At 75.4% G+C, this 16,703-nt stretch carries 14 protein-coding genes; 5 read left to right on the top strand and 9 right to left on the bottom strand.

The window, feature by feature from the left end:
- Positions 1-8: 8 nt before the first annotated feature.
- Genes atzF through IE329_RS20595 form a run of 4 tightly spaced genes read right to left on the bottom strand, consistent with a single transcriptional unit; the run spans position 9 to position 6,754 of the window.
- Positions 9-1,739, bottom strand: coding sequence for an allophanate hydrolase (atzF, locus tag IE329_RS20580; protein ID WP_190212407.1), 1,731 nt, complete (start codon positions 1,737-1,739; stop codon positions 9-11).
- Positions 1,736-5,329 carry an urea carboxylase gene (gene uca, locus IE329_RS20585; protein ID WP_190212408.1) on the bottom strand — a complete coding sequence of 1,198 codons (3,594 nt, stop codon included), beginning with the start codon at positions 5,327-5,329 and terminating at the stop codon, positions 1,736-1,738. The genes atzF and uca overlap by 4 nt, the downstream gene beginning before the upstream one ends.
- A gap of 4 nt (positions 5,330-5,333) precedes the next feature.
- Positions 5,334-5,942, bottom strand: a complete 609-nt coding sequence (locus tag IE329_RS20590) for an urea amidolyase associated protein UAAP2 (RefSeq protein ID WP_190212409.1) — start codon at positions 5,940-5,942, stop codon at positions 5,334-5,336.
- Positions 5,939-6,754 carry an urea amidolyase associated protein UAAP1 gene (locus tag IE329_RS20595; protein ID WP_229927617.1) on the bottom strand — a complete coding sequence of 272 codons (816 nt, stop codon included), beginning with the start codon at positions 6,752-6,754 and terminating at the stop codon, positions 5,939-5,941. Before IE329_RS20595 ends, IE329_RS20590 begins: the two co-directional genes overlap by 4 nt.
- 136 nt (positions 6,755-6,890) lie before the next feature.
- Here IE329_RS20595 and IE329_RS20600 point away from each other — a divergent pair, with 136 nt between their 5' ends.
- Positions 6,891-7,574 carry a TetR/AcrR family transcriptional regulator gene (locus tag IE329_RS20600; RefSeq protein ID WP_190212410.1) on the top strand — a complete coding sequence of 228 codons (684 nt, stop codon included), beginning with the start codon at positions 6,891-6,893 and terminating at the stop codon, positions 7,572-7,574.
- A 70-nt stretch (positions 7,575-7,644) separates the two neighbouring features.
- Here the strand turns inward: IE329_RS20600 and IE329_RS20605 are convergent, their stop codons facing one another.
- From IE329_RS20605 to IE329_RS20615, 3 genes are all read right to left on the bottom strand, one after another.
- Positions 7,645-9,180 carry an amino acid permease gene (locus IE329_RS20605; protein ID WP_190212411.1) on the bottom strand — a complete coding sequence of 512 codons (1,536 nt, stop codon included), beginning with the start codon at positions 9,178-9,180 and terminating at the stop codon, positions 7,645-7,647.
- A 264-nt stretch (positions 9,181-9,444) separates the two neighbouring features.
- The gene (locus IE329_RS20610) at positions 9,445-10,722 is read right to left on the bottom strand and encodes a cation:proton antiporter (protein WP_190212412.1); all 1,278 of its coding nucleotides are present in this window, start codon (positions 10,720-10,722) and stop codon (positions 9,445-9,447) included.
- Positions 10,723-10,726: 4 nt separating this feature from the next.
- Entirely contained in the window at positions 10,727-11,212 is a 486-nt protein-coding gene (locus IE329_RS20615) for a cation:proton antiporter regulatory subunit (RefSeq protein WP_190212413.1), read from the bottom strand.
- A gap of 326 nt (positions 11,213-11,538) precedes the next feature.
- Here IE329_RS20615 and IE329_RS20620 point away from each other — a divergent pair, with 326 nt between their 5' ends.
- The gene (locus IE329_RS20620) at positions 11,539-12,684 is read left to right on the top strand and encodes a nitronate monooxygenase (RefSeq protein ID WP_229927618.1); all 1,146 of its coding nucleotides are present in this window, start codon (positions 11,539-11,541) and stop codon (positions 12,682-12,684) included.
- Here the strand turns inward: IE329_RS20620 and IE329_RS20625 are convergent.
- The gene (locus IE329_RS20625) at positions 12,576-13,151 is read right to left on the bottom strand and encodes a MerR family transcriptional regulator (protein ID WP_190212414.1); all 576 of its coding nucleotides are present in this window, start codon (positions 13,149-13,151) and stop codon (positions 12,576-12,578) included. The genes IE329_RS20620 and IE329_RS20625 overlap by 109 nt on opposite strands.
- Before the next feature lie 101 nt (positions 13,152-13,252).
- Between IE329_RS20625 and IE329_RS20630 the strand changes: the two genes are divergently transcribed.
- From IE329_RS20630 to IE329_RS20640, 3 genes are all read left to right on the top strand, one after another.
- On the top strand, positions 13,253-14,224 hold the full coding sequence (locus IE329_RS20630) for an aldo/keto reductase (RefSeq protein WP_190212415.1): 972 nt from the start codon (positions 13,253-13,255) through the stop codon (positions 14,222-14,224).
- A gap of 96 nt (positions 14,225-14,320) precedes the next feature.
- Entirely contained in the window at positions 14,321-14,692 is a 372-nt protein-coding gene (locus IE329_RS20635; RefSeq protein ID WP_190212416.1) for a type II toxin-antitoxin system RelE/ParE family toxin, read from the top strand.
- Complete coding sequence (locus IE329_RS20640) at positions 14,689-15,018, top strand: helix-turn-helix domain-containing protein (protein WP_190212417.1); 330 nt, start codon at positions 14,689-14,691, stop codon at positions 15,016-15,018. Before IE329_RS20635 ends, IE329_RS20640 begins: the two co-directional genes overlap by 4 nt.
- Before the next feature lie 162 nt (positions 15,019-15,180).
- Here the strand turns inward: IE329_RS20640 and IE329_RS20645 are convergent, their stop codons facing one another.
- A complete protein-coding gene (locus tag IE329_RS20645) occupies positions 15,181-16,662 on the bottom strand; it encodes an aminopeptidase P family protein (RefSeq protein WP_190212418.1) in 1,482 nt (493 codons plus the stop codon).
- Positions 16,663-16,703 lie beyond the last annotated feature (41 nt).

Raw genomic sequence — 16,703 nt, forward strand, 5'->3', positions numbered from 1 at the left:
CAGCCCGGTCAGGACGGGTCGTGCGCGGCGAGGTAGCCGCGCCAGCCGCCGTACCCGGTGATGTCCTCGGCGCCGGCCAGTGCGGCCGGCTCGCAGAGGAACCCCGCGACCCGGCTGCCGTCGGCGAGGCGGACGGACCCGATCGCCATCGGTTCCGGCAGGGCGGCGGTCAGCGTGCCGAGGCCGGCGGCCGGCAGCTCCCAGACCTCGGCCTCCACGGACGCCCCGCCGGACGGCACCCGGACCAGGCCGGGCTTGGCGGGGGCGGTGTCCAGGGCGTACAGGCGGTAGTCCGGCGCCGTCCGGGTGGTGCGGGCCAGGGTGGCGCCCAGCGCGAGCAGTTGGCCGTTCAGGGGCTGGCCGGTGAGGTGCGCCCCGAGCACCGCGAGCCGGACCGCCGGCGGCCCGGGCGGCACCGCTGCCGGCGGGGCGGCCGGTGCCGGGGGAGCGGCGAGCAGGCGGGCCAGGACGGCCAGCCGGGACTCGGTGTGCGGGCGGCCGATCAGCATCACCCCGAACGGCAGGCCGCGGACCTGCCCGGCCGGCACCGCGAGGGCGCAGAGCCCCAGCAGGTTGGTCGAGTTGGTGAACCGGCCGAGCCGGCTGTTGGCCCCCACCGGATCGGCGGCGACCTCCGCCAGGGTCGGGTGGCCCGGCGTGGTGGGCAGCAACAGGGCGTCCGCCTCACCCAGTTCGGCCAGCGCGAGGTCCCGCAGCCGGGACAGCTCCGCCAGGTCGCGGTACAGCCGGTGCGCGGGGATGTCCCGGCCGGCCGTGATGATCCGGCGCACCACCGGGTCCAGATCGGGCGCGCCGGCCTGCTTCTCGATGAACTCGCCCACCGCGTCGTAGCGTTCGGCCACGAAGGCGCCCTCGTAGAGCATCCTCGCCACCGCATCGAACGGGGCCAGGTCGATGCCGGCCCGTTCGGCGCCGGCCGCCGTGAGCCGGTCCACGGCCGCCAGATAGGCGGCCGGCCAGCCCTCGTCCAGTTCCCCCAGCTGCTCCGGCGCGGGCACCGCGATCCGCCAGGGCCCCGGGCGGCGCGGCGCCGGGCCGACCGGGACGGGGTCGGCGATGATCCCGTACGCGAGTTCGGCCGCGTCCACCGACCGGGCGAAGACCGAGACGCAGTCCAGGCTGCGGCAGGCCGGGACCACGCCGGTGGTGGGCACCACGCCGCCGGTCGGCTTCAGCCCGACGACGCCGTTGAAGGCGGCCGGCACCCGGCCGGAGCCGGCCGTGTCCGTGCCGAGCGCCAGGTCGACCAGGCCCAGGGCGACCGCGACCGCCGAACCGGAGCTGGAGCCGCCCGACACCCTGGCCGGGTCGACGGCGCCCCGCACCGCGCCGTACGGGCTGCGGGTGCCGACCAGGCCGGTCGCGAACTGGTCGAGGTTGGTGGTGCCGATCGGCACCGAGCCGGCCGCCCGCAGCCGGGCCACCGCGGGCGCGTCCGCCTCGGGCAGGTAGGCGAAGGACGGGCAGCCGGCGGTGGTCGGCAGGCCCGCCAGGTCGATGTTGCCCTTCACCGCGAACACCGTTCCCGCCAGGGGCAGGTGGGCCCCGGCGGCCCGGCGGGAGTCCACCTCGGCGGCCTCCCGCTCCACCTCGTCCCGCGGCCGCAGACCGATCCAGACCTCCGGCCGGTCCGCCTCGTCGATCCGCCGGTACGCCTCGCGCACCCGCCGCACGGCGGCGCCGTCCGCCGGCTCCGTCCTCGCCCCGGTCGTCGTCATGCCGCCACCTCCGCCGGGACGGCGGCCAGCACGACCAGCGGGGAGCCGGCCTCCACCTGGTCGCCCGGTCCCACCAGCAGCTCCGCCACCACGCCGTCCCGGGCGGCGAACACCGGGGACTCCATCTTCATCGCCTCCAGGGCCATCAGCTGCTGCCCCCGGCGGACGTGCTCGCCCGCCTTCACGTCCACCTTCCAGACGCAGGCGGTGAACTCGGCCTCGACCACCGCCCCGCCGGGCGGCGCCAGGACCTGCCGGACCGGCCCCGGCACCTCGGCGGCGGCGCTCTCGGCGCGGTCGAACTCGCCCGCCTCCTCCCAGGCCCGGCGCTCGGCGCCGAAGGCGGCGGCCTGCACCGCCCGGAAGTCCTCGATCGGGCCGGCGTTCGCGGCCAGGAAGGCCAGGTGGTCGGCGAGCGCGAACTCGCCCTCCTCCACCTTCAGTTCCAGCCGCCCGGCGGCCATGTCGGCCCGCATCTCCAGCAGTTCGTCCGCCGACACCGGGTACCACCGGATCCGGTCAAAGAACCGCAGCAGCCAGGGCGCGCCCGGGGTGAACGGCCCGCGCTGCTGCCAGCCGGACCACATCTGCACCGTCCGGCCGACGAACTGGTACCCGCCCGGCCCCTCCATCCCGTACACGCAGAGGTAGGCGCCGCCGATGCCGACCGAGTTCTCGGCCGTCCAGGTACGGGCCGGGTTGTACTTGGTGGTGACCAGCCGGTGCCGGGGGTCGAGCGGGGTGGCCACCGGTGCGCCCAGGTAGACGTCGCCGAGGCCCAGCACCAGGTACTCGGCGTCGAAGACCGTCCGGTACACGTCCTCGACCGACTCCAGGCCGTTGATCCGGCGGATGAACTCGATGTTCCACGGGCACCAGGGGGCGTCGTCGCGCACGCCCGCCATGTAGCGGGTGATCGCCTCGCGGGTCGCCGGGTCGTCCCAGGAGAGCGGCAGGTGGACCGTCCGGCTGGGCACCCGCAGCTCGCCGGTGGCGGGCAGCGCGGCCTCGATCTCCCGGACCAGCTCCAGCAGCCGGGGGACGGGCAGGACGTCCGGGTCGGTGTGCACCTGGAGCGAGCGGATCCCCGGGGTGAGGCCCAGCATGCCGGCCGGCTGCTCGGCGGCCAGCCGTTCGGCCAGTGCGTGCACCCGCATCCGCAGGGCCAGGTCCAGCTGCATCGGCCCGTACTCGACCAGCAGGTTGTCGTCCCCGCTGCGCCGGTAGGTGACGCTCGGCCGGTCCGCCGTCGCGGGCAGCCGGCCGAGCACGCCGCCGTCGGTGATCGGCGCGCGGGAGGGCGTGGGCGCCGTGGCGGGGGTGCGGCGCAGGCCGGCGGCGGCGTCCAGGGTGACCGGCACGAAGCGCACGGTGTCGCCCGGGCGCAGCTGGCCGAGCTTCCAGCGCTGGCCGGTGACGACGGTGGCCGGGCAGACGAACCCGCCGAGCGAGGGGCCGTCCGGGCCGAGCAGGACGGGCATGTCGCCGGTGTAGTCGACGGCGCCGACCGAGTACGGGGTGTCGTGGATGTTGGAGGGGTGCAGGCCGGCCTCGCCGCCGTCGGTCCGCGCCCAGGCGGGCTTGGGGCCGACCAGCCGGACGCCGGTCCGGGCGCTGTTGAAGTGGACCTTCCAGTCGGCCGCGTAGAAGGTCTCCACGTCCTGCTCGGTGAAGAACTCCGGTGCGGCGTGCGGGCCCTCGGCGGCCGGCAGCTCCCAGACCGTGCCGAACTCCGGGTGCTCGGCCGGCGGGACGGGGGCGAAGGCCGGGTGCGGGCCGCCGGTGCCGCCGTGCAGGACGTCGCCGGCCCGCAGGGCCCGGCCGCCGTGGCCGCCGAACTTGCCCAGGGTGAAGGTGGCGGCGCTGCCGAGGAACCGGGGGACGTCCAGGCCGCCCGCGAGCAGCAGGTAGGTGCGCAGGCCGGGGCCGGGCGGGGCGGCGAGGTCCAGCACGGCGCCGGCCGGCACCAGCACGGGCTCCCACTGCGGGACGGGCCGGTCGTCCACCGTGACGGCGGCGGGGGCGCCGGTCACGCAGACCCAGGTGGGGTGGGTGAAGCGCAGGGCCGGGCCCTGCAGGGTGCATTCGAGGCCGGGCAGGCCCTCGGGGTTGCCGAGCGCGCGGTTGCCGAGCCGGAAGGACAGGTCGTCCATCGGCCCGCAGGGCGGGACCCCGACGTGCCAGTACCCGGTGCGGCCGGGCCAGTCCTGGACGGAGGTGAGGGTGCCGGCCCGCACCACCTCGATCCTGGGCGTGGGGTCGGTGACCCCGGCGAGCGTGGCGGTGTGGTGGGTGGCGGCGCGGACGGCCTCGACCGCCGGGACGGCGCGCAGCAGGCCGAGGTTGGTCTCGATGCCCTCGATCCTGGTGCCGGCCAGGGCGGTGCCGAGTTCGGCCAGCGCGTGCTCGCGGTCGGTGCCGTGCACGATCACCTTGGCGAGCATCGGGTCGTAGGAGGTGGTGACCTCGGTGCCGGTCTCCACCCAGGCGTCGACCCGGGCGCCCGCGGGGAAGGCCACCTCGGTGAGCAGGCCGGCGCTGGGCCGGTGGTCGCGGCTCGGGTCCTCGGCGTAGACCCGCGCCTCGACGGCGTGGCCGACCGGCGGGCCGACCTCGCGGACCACCCCGGTGTCGCCCTGGGCCAGGCGCAGCATCCATTCCACCAGGTCGACGCCGTGCACCGCCTCGGTGACCGGATGTTCCACCTGCAGGCGGGTGTTGACCTCCAGGAAGTACGCCTCCTCGCGGACGGCGTCGTAGACGAACTCGACCGTGCCCGCCGACCGGTAGTCCACCCCGGCGCACAGCGCCCGTGCGGAGTCGGCGAGTTGGGTGCGGACCCGGTCCGGCAGGCCGGGGGCGGGGGCCTCCTCCAGCACCTTCTGGTTGCGGCGCTGGAGCGAGCAGTCCCGGTCGCCGAGGGTGACGACCCGGCCGGTGCCGTCCCCGAAGACCTGCACCTCGACGTGCCGGGCCCGCTCCACCAGGCGCTCCAGGAACACGCCGGCCGTCGAGAAGCTGGCGGCGGCGACCCGCTGCACCCGCTCCCAGGCGTCCGCGAGTTCGGCGGCCGAGCGGCAGGCCTGCATGCCGATCCCGCCGCCGCCCCCGGTGGCCTTGAGCATCACCGGGTAGCCGACCGACTCGGCGGCGACCAGGGCCTCGTCCAGGCCCGGGAGCAGCCCGGTGCCGGGCAGCAGCGGGACGCCGGCGGCCTCGGCGGCGGCCCGGGCGGTGTGCTTGGCGCCGAACACCTCCAGCTGGTGCGGGGTCGGCCCGACGAAGGCCAGGCCGGCGGCCTCGGCGCGACGGGCGAAGCCGGCGTCCTCGGAGAGGAACCCGTAGCCGGGGTGGACCGCGCCGGCTCCGCTGTCCAGGGCGGCGCCGAGCACCAGGTCGGCCCGGAGGTAGCTGTCCTTGGCGGGGGCCGGGCCGAGCCGCACGGCGTGGTCGGCCAGCCGGACGTGCGGCGCCGAGCGGTCGGGGTCGGAGAACACCGCGACCGTCCGCAGGCCGAGCCGGCGGGCGGTGCGGATGATCCGGACGGCGATCTCGCCCCGGTTGGCGATCAGCAGGGTGTCGTAGGTCATCGGCTCAGTCCTCGCTGATCGTCATCTGGACCGGCGTCGGGTCGAAGCCGTTGCAGGGGTTGTTGATCTGCGGGCAGTTGGAGACCAGGACGAGGACGTCGGTCTCGGCCCGCAGGACGACCCGCAGCCCGGGGGAGGAGAGGCCGTCCACGATGCCGAGGGTGCCGTCGGCCTCGACCGGCACGTTCATGTACCAGTTGATGTTGCTCACCAAGTCCCGCTTGCCGAGGCCCCAACGGGCGCCCTCCGCCAGGAAGTTCTCCACGCAGGCGTGCTGGGACCAGGTGTGGTGGCCGTAGCGCAGGGTGTTGGACTCCTTGGAGCAGGCGCCGCCGACGGTGTCGTGCCGGCCGCAGTCGTCGGCCAGCACCGTCATCAGCGGGGTGTGCTCGTCGGAGAGCAGCACGCTGCCCTTGGTGAGGAAGAGCGAGCCCTGGGCCTGGAGGGTGTCCGGGGCGCTGTACCGGACGCCGGTGTCGTGCGCGTCGTAGAGGAGGCAGTCCACCGCCTGGTTGCCGCCGAGATCGGTGATGGTGAGCTGCTGCCCGCGCCGCACGACCGCCGACCAGCCGGCGCGGGCGGGGACGAGCTGGTCCAGGACGACGGTGGTCATCGTGCCTCCAGGGTGGTGGAGTTGGCGGCGTCGGTGTTGAGGAAGGCGCGGTGCGCCTCGGGGGTGGCGGTGCGCAGCGGGTCCCCGGCGGCGGTCGGCCGGCCCGGGACGGCCCGGACGGCGAGCGGGCTGCAGTGGTAGCCGGGGCGCGGGTCCAGCGGGTGCGCGGTGTTGGCGATCAGGACGGTGAGCGGCTGCTCGGCCCGCAGGGTGACCCGGGCGCCGGGGCCGGCCGCGCCGGTCGGGGTCAGGGAGCCGTCCGGCTCGGCCCGCACGCCCCGGAAGAGGGAGATGGCGGGCGGCAGGTCGCGGGGGGTCAGGCCCTGCTTGGCGGCGGCGAGCTTGAACAGTTCGCGGCCGGCGGGGGAGGGGCCGTGGGCGCTGCCGTCGCCGTACCGGGCGGTGTTGCGGGCGGCGGCGGAGGTGCCGGTCAGGGCGTCGTGCCGGCCCGAGGTGTCCTCGACCAGGGTGGCCAGCACCCGGCCCTGGTCGGAGAGGAGCAGGCTGCCCGCGCCGAGGTAGGCGTTCCACTGGACCTTGACGGTGTCGGCGGCGTTGAGCCGCTCCCAGGGGCGTCCGGTGACGTACAGCAGCAGGTGGGCGCAGGCGTCGCCCTCGGTGTCGGTGAGGGTGAGTTCGGTGCCGGCCGGGACGGCGAGGTGGGTGTAGTTGCCGCCGGCCACCGTCTCCGCCCACAGGGTGCCTTCCGGGGGCGGCAGTTGGGGCATGCACTCGACGACCCGGCCGTGCTGGGCCCGGGCGTGGGCGCGGGCGGCCACGGTGGTGGCCGTGGATGTCTCGGGGGTGGTCACGGCGCCTCCTGGGCTGCTGCCGGGGGTTTCTGTCGCGTGACAGAAATTAGGTGCGCCGGGGGTCGCCGCCGTTGCCCGCGCGTTTCACCGCGGTTACCGTCCCCTCACCACCGGGGGCCTGTGCGAGGATCATGCTGTGCCCGCCAACCGAGGAACCCCGCCCCGCGTCGGACGCCCCCGTGCGAAGGGTCCGTCGGCGAGTGAACTGACGCCCCGCGCCGAGGTGTTGGCGGCGGCGGCCGAACTCTTCACGGTCAACGGCTACGCGGCCACCACGACCCGGGCGGTGGCCGAGCGCGCCGGACTGCGGCAGGCCTCGCTCTACCACTACTTCACCGGCAAGGACGACATCCTCGCCACCCTGCTGGAGAGCACGGTCGAGCCCTCGCTGACCTTCGCGGGCCGGCTGCTCGCCGGGCTCGGGGAGTGCGACGAGGAGACGGCCGCCGCCGGGCTCTGGGCGCTCGCCGCCTTCGACGCGGAGCTGCTCTTCGGCGGTCTCTACAACCTCGGCGCGCTGTACCAGCTGCCCGAGGTCCGCGGTGAACGCTTCGCCGGATTCCGCCGCTCCCGGGGGGAGTTGAAGGCCGCGTACGGCACCCTGCTGGCCCGGCTGGACGAGGCCGGCGACCCGGCGCTGCGCACCGACCTGCTGCTCGGGCTGGTCGAGGGCGGGGTGGCGGTGGCCCGTGAGACCGGCGGCCGGCAGGCACGGGAGGTGGGCGAGGCGGTGGCCGACGCCGCGCTGCGGCTGGCCGGCCGGACAGCGGGCCAGACCGCCGCCGCGCGCACGGCCGCGGCCCGGCTGCGGCCCGCCTGAACCAGGGGGACGCAGCCGGGCCGGGCCCGGGAGCGGCGGCGGTGCGTCCGGCGCCGGGGTGGTGCCGGGGTCAGCGCCGGCGCAGCCGGTAGGCGGCCCCGGCCGCCAGTGCGGCCGCCAGGAACAGCAGGCTGAACCACTGCAGGTACCAGTGCCCGCCCGCCGGGTCGTACACGGCGGAGCGCGGCCAGGCCAGGTTCACCGTCATCGCCACGCCGTACAGCAGGGCGAGGACGTTCACCGGCAGGCCCCAGCGGCCCAGGCTGAACAACGGCTCGCCGTGCTCGTCCCGTTCGCCCTCGGTGCCGATCGGCAGCCCGCGCAGGCGGCGCCGCAGCATCGCTCCCACCACCAGCGCGTACGCGGTGTACACCAGCACGATGCAGGTGGTCTCCAGGGCCAGGAAGGCGGACGGCGCCAAGAGGTTGACCAGCAGGAACCCGGTCGCCAGCCCGCCGGTCACCAGGGCGGGCAGGTGCGGGGTGCCGGTGCGGGGGGAGACCGCCGCCAGGCGGCGGGAGAACGGGAGGACGCCGTCCCGGGCCATCGAGAAGATCATCCGGGCGCCGGCGGTCTGCATCGCCAGCGTGCCGACGCAGACGGCCACCGCGACGTCGGCGAGCAGCAGCCGGCCGGGGAGGTCGCCGAGGGTGCTGGTCAGCACGTACGACATGCCCTCGGTGGCGAGCCGGCCGTCGGTGAGCTCGGGGGCGGCCAGCAGGGCGCCGAGGATCAGCAGGCCGCCGCCGAGGCCGGCGGCGGCCAGGGCGAGCAGGATGGTCCTGGGGGCGGTGCGGCGCGGGGCGCGGGTCTCCTCGGACATCTCGCCGGCGCTGTCGAAGCCGATCATCACGTACGCGGCGGTGAACGAGCCGACCAGGAACAGCCAGAGGTATCCGCCCTGCCCGCCGGTGTGCAGCACCACGGTCGGGGTGCGCTCGCTGTGGGTGAGGAGCAGGACGGAGATCAGCACGATGCCGGCCAGTTCGGCCGTGACGCCGACGCTGTTGATCACCGACATCAGCCGGATGCCGATCACGTTGACCAGCGTGGTGAGGGCGATCAGCGCGGTGCCCAGCAGGACGGCGTTGGCGGCGCCGGTGCCGGTGGTCAGGGCCGGGTCCCCGCCGAGGAGCTGGAACCCGGGCCAGACGGCGGGCAGGACCACCTGCAGGGCCAGGGCGGCGGCGGTGACCACCACGATCTGCCCGATCACCATCAGCCAGCCGGTGAACCAGCCGTAGGTGGCGTTGGCCAGCCTGGTCGCCCACTGGTAGATCGAGCCGGAGATCGGGTAGCGCGCGGCGAGTTCGGCGAAGCAGGCCGCGACCAGCAGTTGGCCGCCGAGGACGAGCGGCCAGCTCCAGAAGAACGCAGGTCCGGCGAAGCCGTAGCCGAAGGAGAAGAGCTGGAACACCGTGGTGAGCACCGAGATGAAGGAGAAGCCGGCCGCGAAGGAGGCGAACCGCCCCATGGTGCGGTGCAGTTGCTGGGGGTAGCCGAACTCGGTGAGTGACCGGTCGCCGGCGGCCGCGGCGCGGTGCGGGCCGTCGGTCCGGGGTTCGCCGGCCCGGTCGGGCGGTGCGAGGGAAGGGCTGGTGGTCATCGGGCACCGGCTTTCCACGAGGGCGGGGAGGCGAGCGGCCGCACAGTTTCTGTCGGCTGACAGAAATGTGGGGCCGGTCGGCTTCCCCCGCATTGCCCGTCGGTTGCCGGGATGTTGCCTTGTGCTCACCGCCCGTCCGGGTCGCAAACCGGGTCGGGGCCGGGTCGGAACCGGGTCGCCGGAGCCCTGGCCGCGGCCCGGGGCGGAGCCCGGACATGCGACCGGGCCGCAGCACCGAGGTCGCTGCGGCCCGGGAGGGGACGGTCAGTTGGCGGCGGAGGCGCTGGACGGTGCCGGCAGCTCCAGCCCGTCCGCGCTCTGCGCGCCGGGCGCGGAGCCGGTGAGCGGTGCGGCGACCGGGCCCACGGGGGCGGGCCCGGTGCCCGCCCGGCGCCGGGCGAACCACTCGGCGGCCGGCTGGGTCCACCGGGCCGTGAGCGGACCGATGATGACGAGCAGCAGGACGTACGCGGTGGCCAGCGGCCCCAGGTCCGGCTCGATGCCGGCGGTGACGGCCAGTCCGGCGATGACGATGGAGAACTCGCCGCGGGCGACCAGCGCGCCGCCGGCCCGCCAACGGCCCCCGCTGCCGATGCCCGCCCGGCGGGCCGCCCAGTAGCCGGTGCCGATCTTGGTGAACACGGTGACCACGGCCAGCGCGGCGGCCGGCAGCAGCACCGGCGGGATGCTCGACGGGGTGGTGTTCAGCCCGAAGAAGACGAAGAACACGGCCGCGAAGAGGTCCCGCAGCGGGCTCAGCAGGGAGTGCGCGCCCTCGGCGGCCTCACCGGAGAGGGCGATGCCGACCAGGAACGCGCCGACCGCCGCCGACACCTGCAACTGCTGGGCGATGCCCGCCACCAGCAGGGTGAGGCCGAGCACGACCAGCAGGAGCTTCTCCGGGTCGTCGTGCGAGACGAAGCGGGAGATCAGCCGCCCGTAGCGGAGCGCGACGAAGAGCACCGCGCCGGCCGTGACCAGCGCGACGGCCAGGGTGATGCTGCCGGCGAGCAGGCCCGCGCCGGCCAGCAGCGCGGTGAGGATCGGCAGGTAGAGGGCCATCGAGAGGTCCTCCAGCACCAGGATGCTGAGGATCACCGGGGTCTCGCGGTTGCCCAGCCGGCCCAGGTCGCCGAGCACCTTGGCGATCACGCCGGAGGAGGATATCCAGGTCACCCCGGCGAGCACCACGGCGGCCACCGGGCCCCAGCCGAGCAGCAGCGCCATCCCCGCGCCGGGCAGCGCGTTCAGCGCGAAGTCGACGGCGCCGGCCGGGTACTGGGCCTTGAGGTTGGTGACCAGGTCGGCGGCGGTGTACTCCAGGCCCAGCATCAGCAGCAGCAGGACCACGCCGATCTCGGCGCCGGTCGCGACGAACTCCTCGCTCGCGGCGAGCGGGAGCAGCCCGCCGTGGCCGAAGGCCAGGCCGCCCAGCAGGTACAGCGGGATCGGCGAGAGCCCGTACCGGCCGGCTATCCGGCCGAGCAGTCCGAGGACCAGGATGATCGCGCCCAGTTCGATGAAGACGGAAGCGCTGTGCATCCGATCACTCCCTTCCCAGAATGGCGGCCGCGGCGTCGACGCCTTCGCGGGTACCGATGACGATCAGGGTGTCGCCCCCGGCCAGCCGGAAGTCCGGCGTGGGGGACGGGACGGCTCCGGTGCGGCGCAGCACGGCGACGATCGAGGCGCCGGTCGCGGTGCGCATCCGGGTCTCGCCGAGCAGCCGGCCGTTCCAGTACGAGACGCCGCTGAGCGGGATCCGCTCGGCGATCAGGCCGAGGTCGGTGGTGTGCAGCAGGGCCGTGCTGTGCTGGGCCGGGCGCAGCGCGTCGACCAGCGCGGCGGACTCGCCCTCGCTCAGGTGCAGGCTGTGCGCACAGGCGTCGGGGTCGTCGGCCCGGTAGAGGTTGAGGCTGCGTGAGCCGTCCCGGTGGGCGATGACCGAGAGGTGCCGCTGTTCTCGGGTGGTGAAGTCGTACTGGACGCCGACGCCGGGCAGGCTCGTCGTCCGGACGCGGGGGATCGGCACGGCTGGTGTCCTCTCGTCAGGGCTGCTCGGGGCGGGCCCGGCCGGCACCGGGAGCGGCGGCCGGCCGACGGGCCCGGGGTCGCGGCACTCCGTGGCGCGGTCGCCGGTGTGCGGCAGGCCCTGGGCGAAGAGTAATGCAATAGTAAAGTCTTCGGGTGTCGAGCCTGGTCGGGGGCTGCCGGCGGTGCCGGGCGCGGGTGCTGAGCGACGGTCGGCCCGCGCCGCCGCACCGACCCCGCCGGTTCGCCCGCGGGAGGCAGGGCCTACAGTGGGCGTACACGACCGATCGGCGGTGCGGCGGCGCCGGGATGTGACGGAGGACCGGGATGCGGAGCAGCGGGCGGATGCCGGCGCGACTCGACCGGCTGGCCGTCCCCGTCGTCGCCGCCCCGATGGCGGGCGGCGCCTCGACCCCGGCCCTGGTGGCCGCGGTCAACGCGGCCGGCGGCCTGGGGTTCCTGGCCGCCGGGTACCTCGGCGCCGCCGCCGTCACCGAACAGGTCGCCCGTACGCGTGAGCTGACGGACCGTCCGTTCGGGGTCAACCTCTTCGTCCCCGCCGGGCCCGGCGACCTCGCCGCCGTCGACGCCTACCGGGACCGGCTGCAGCCGGAGGCCGAGCGGTACGACGTCCGGCTGCCCGCCACCGTCCCCGACGACCGCGACGACTGGGACGCCAAGATCGAGGCGCTGCTCGCCGATCCCGTCCCCGTCGTCTCGTACACCTTCGGGCTGCCCTCGCCCGAGGAGGCCCGCGCGCTGCGCGCCGCCGGCACGCTGCAGATCGGCACCGTGACCACCGCCGCCGAGGCCGGGCGGGCCGCCGCGACGGGGATGGACGCGCTCTGCGTCCAGGGCCCGGCGGCGGGCGGGCACCGGGGCACCTTCGCGGTCACCGACCGGCCCGGCCGCGTTCCGCTGGCCCAACTGCTGAGCGAGGTGCGCGCGGTGACGGGCCTGCCGCTGATCGCCGCCGGCGGGCTCGGGGACGGCCCCGCCGTGGCCGCGGCCCTGCGGGCCGGCGCCGTCGCCGTCCAGCTCGGCACCGCCTACCTGCGCGCCGACGAGTCGGGAGCCTCCGCCGCCCACCGTGCCGCTCTGGTGGACGGCCGGTTCGCCGGGACGGTGGTCACCCGGGCCTTCACCGGCCGCCCGGCGCGTGGCCTGCGGAACGCCTTCGTCGACCGGTACGAGCGCCACGCCCCGGCGGCCTACCCCGCCGTCCACCACCTGACCCGGCCGCTGCGGGCGGCGGCCGCCGCACGGGGTGACGCCGAGGGGATGCACCTGTGGGCGGGCACCGCGCACCGCCTGGCCCGGACCGGCCCGGCCGCGGAGATCACCCGGGAGCTGTGGCGGGAGGCTCAGCCGGCCCTGGGCGGGCCGGCCGGGGCTGCCACCGGCTCGGGCTCCGGGTCCGAGGAGCCCGGCGGCGCGGGCTCGGCCTCCGAAGGGCCCGTCGCGGAGCGGTAGAAGGCGATCTTCCGGTGGATCAGTTCCTGCTGGTGCCGCAGGTGCGCGATCTGCTCCTCCACCTGAACGTCGTGCTGCTCCAGCACCGCGAGCCGCTCGGCGAAGGTGCCCTCGCCCGCGCGCACGAGCTCGGCGAAGCGGCGCATCTCGGCGATCGGCATGCCGGTGTCGCGCAGGCAGCGCAGGACGCCGAGCCACTCCAGGTCGTGCGGGCTGAACCGGCGGTGCCCGGTGTGCGAGCGCCCCACCGAGCCGAGCAGGCCGATCCGCTCGTAGTAGCGCAGGGTGTCCAGGCTGAAGCCCGACCGCTCGACGGCCTGTGCCGGTGTCAGCCACCCCTCCCCGCCGGGGCGGACGCCGGAATTGGCGCCGGAATTGGCGCCGGATCCTGCCGGGCCGGCGGAGTGGGCACCCGGGTCCGCGGCGGCACGGGCGGCAGGCTGCTGGGGCGCGGTGGCGTGGGTCATGCCGGAGATCATGCCAGCGCCGCCGGGCGGCTTGACCTGGAGTGCGGTCCAGTTGGCAGGGTTCCGAGCGGCTCGCAGCACACCCAGTACCTGGAGGAACCATGCGATTTCGTACCCTCGGCCGGCGCGCGGACGGCACCCCCGGCCCCGAGGTCAGCGCGCTCTGCCTCGGCGTCCTGCCGTTCGGCACCCGGGTCGACCGGGCCGGGTCGTTCGCCGTGCTGGACCGGTTCGTCGAGCGCGGCGGCACCTTCGTCGACACCGCGAACTGCTACTCCTTCTGGATCGACGGCGCGACCGGCGACGAGAGCGAACTGATGCTGGGCGACTGGCTGGCCGACCGGGACGCGCGTGCCGAGGTGGTGCTCGCCACCAAGGTCGGCGCCCGTCCGGCCGGACCGGGGGAGTGGCCGGCCAACGCCGAAGGGCTCTCCGCCGCGGCGGTCCGGGCCGGCGTCGCGGGCAGCCTCCGGCGGCTCGGGACCGACCGGGTCGACCTGCTGTACGGGCACATCGAGGACCGCTCGGTGCCGTTGGAGGAGACCGTCGACGCCTTCGGGGCGCTGGTCCGGGACGGCGCCGCCGACCTGCTCGGCATCAGCAACCAGCTGACCTGGCGGCTGGAGCGCTCCCGTGCCACCGCCCGGGCCCGCGCAGTGGCCGGGTACAGCTGCGTCCAGCAGCGGTACAGCTACCTCCGGCCCGCGCCCGGCGCGACCTTCGGCACCCAGGAGCACGTCACCCCCGAACTGCTGGACTACGTCCGCACCGAGCCCGGCCTCACCCTGCTCGCGTACAGCCCGCTGATCCACGGCGCCTACACCGACCCGGCCAAGCCGATGCCCCCGCAGTACGACCACCCCGGCGCGCGGGCCCAGCTCGACGCGCTCCGCGAAGTCGCCGCCGAGACCGGTGCCACCGCCGGCCAGGTCGTGCTGGCCTGGCTGCTGGGCGGGGACGCGCCGGTGATCCCGGTGATCGGTGCCACCACGGTGGCCCAGCTCGACGAGTCGCTGGACGCCGTCGGCCTGGACCTCACCCCGGACCAGCGGCGCCGGCTCGACGAGGCGTGAGCGGGCGGCGCACGGACCGGGGCGTGGCGTCCCCCGGGAGGGTGGATCTCCGGCGGAGGGGGAGTTGCGGTATAAGGGAGAACTTAATCTGGCTGTATGTGGGAGATCACGCTTCTGGCACCGGCGGAGGAGTGGTATCTACAGATCTGTGGGGAGGACCCCAAAACAGCCAGCAACATCCTTGAAGCACTCGACCCGCTTGCGGCGGTCGGGCCGACCCTGGGAAGACCTGCGGTGGACAGGATCCACCGAAGTCGACTGCACAACCTGAAGGAGCTGAGGCCCGGCTCCTCCGGGGCCTCGGAGGTTCGTTTGCTGTTCGTCTTCGATGCTGACCGTGAGGCCATCGTCCTTGTCGCGGGTGACAAGTCCGGGCGTTGGTCCCAGTGGTACGAGGAGGCCATTCCGCTTGCGGAGACACGCTACGCGGATCTCGTCGATGAGCAGCGGAAGGAGAGCGGAAGATGAAGGGACGGAGCTGGACGGAGGTCCGGGCCGAGGCGTTGAGGCGGTTCCCCGAACTCGCCACCCCCGAGGCCGAGGCCGACCGGGCCCGGATCCGGACCGAGACGCTGGCCCGGATCCGGGGGCACGAGCTCGCCGAGCTCCGGCGCTCCGCCGGGATGACGCAGCGTGAGGTGGCCGGGCTGCTCGGGGTGAGCCAGGCGCGGGTGTCGCAGATCGAGCACGGGCAGGTGGACAGCCTGGACAATCTGCGGGCGTACGCGGCGGCGATCGGCGGCGAGGTGGAGGTGTCCGTGCGGCGCGGCGACCGGACGGTCAAGGTCGCCTGACCCCTGACCCCTGACCCCTGACCCCTGACCCGGGCCCCGGCTCCGGTTCCCCGCCCGGCCGAGCGCCATGGCATCCGGGCGCCGCGCCACCCGGACACCGCACCCGTGCGCCGCGGGGCCGCTCCGCCGAGGGCCCCGCGGCGCCCGCGCGGGCGGCCCGGGTCAGCCCAGCAGGGTGCCCATCCACTCCTCGATGCCGGCCACCGAACGCGGCAGGGCCCCGGACATCAGCCGGGCGCCGTCGGCGGTGATGACCAGGTCGTCCTCGATCCGGATGCCGAGCCCGCGCAGCTCCAGGGGCAGGGTCTCGTCGTCCGGCTGGAGGTAGAGGCCGGGTTCGACGGTGAGCACCTGGCCCTCCTCCAGGACGCCGTCGAGGTAGGCGTCGGCGCGGGCCTGCGCGCAGTCGTGCACGTCCATGCCGAGCATGTGGCCGCTGCCGCAGAGCGTGTAGCGCCGGTGCAGGCCGCTGTCCTCCCGCAGCGACTGCCCGGCGGGTATCCGCAGCACGCCCCAGTCGGCGAGCCCCTCGGCGATCACCTGCATGGCGGCCCGGTGGAAGTCGCGGAAGGCGGCGCCGGGGCGCAGGGCCGCGATGCCCGCGTCCTGGGCGGCGAGCACCAGCTCGTACGCCTGGCGCTGCACGGGGGAGAAGGTGCCGCTCAGCGGGAGGGTCCGGGTGATGTCGGCGGTGTAGAGCGTGTCGGTCTCCACCCCGGCGTCCAGCAGCAGGAGTTGGGCCGGGTCGAGGCGGCCGTCGTTGCGCGTCCAGTGCAGGACGCAGGCGTGCGCGCCGGAGGCGGCGATGGTGTCGTAGCCGGTGCCGTTGCCCTCGGCGCGGGCCCGCAGGTCGAAGGTGCCCTCGATCCAGCGTTCGCCGCGCGGGTGGCGCAGGGCGGCGGGCAGGGCCCGGACGGCGTCCTCGAAGCCGGCGACCGTGTGGTCGACGGCGAGCTGGAGCTGCGCGACCTCCCAGGCGTCCTTGACCAGGCGCAGTTCGGACAGGGCGGCCGCGAGCCGGGCGTCGGCCTGCCGGTCGGCGCCGGAGCCGGGCCGTCCGGCGGCGCTGTCCAGGGCGGGGTCGACGCCGGCCAGGACCCGGGTGGCGGGGTTGGGGCCGGTCAGCAGCTTGGCCAGGTCGTCGAGGTGCTCGGTGCGCAGTCCGGTGAGCCGGCCTGCCTCGGCGAGGTCGGGGCGGCGGCCGACCCAGAACTCGCCGTAGCGGCGGTCGCGGTAGAACTCGGAGCCGCCGGCGCCGTGACCCGCGCTGCGCGGGGAGCGGGGGCGCAGGTACAGCACCGGTTCGTGCCCCTCGGGGCCGGTGGGTTCCAGCACCAGGACGTGGCCGACCTGGTCCTCGCCGGTGAGGCCGGTCAGCCAGGCGTAGCCGCTGTGCGGGCGGAAGCGGTAGTCGTCGTCGTTGCTGCGGACCTTCAACTCGCCTGCGGGGACGATGATCCGCTCGCCGGGGAAGGTCTCGGAGAGCCGGGCGCGGCGGGCCGGGGTGTGGTCGTGGGCGGGCACCCGCAGCCCGGCCGGGAGCGGGGTGGCGGCCCAGGCGGTGGCCATGAAGGCGTCCAGGGCGGGGGAGACGGGCAGGTCGTGGCTGCCGGTGTTGAGCCGGGGTGGGCGGGCGTCGGTCATCGTGGCGGCTCCTTGCCGGAGGGTTGAATCGGGACAAAGGC

It is taken from the genome of Kitasatospora indigofera (assembly GCF_014655955.1).
In the GTDB taxonomy this organism is placed as follows: Bacteria; Actinomycetota; Actinomycetes; order Streptomycetales; family Streptomycetaceae; genus Kitasatospora; species Kitasatospora indigofera.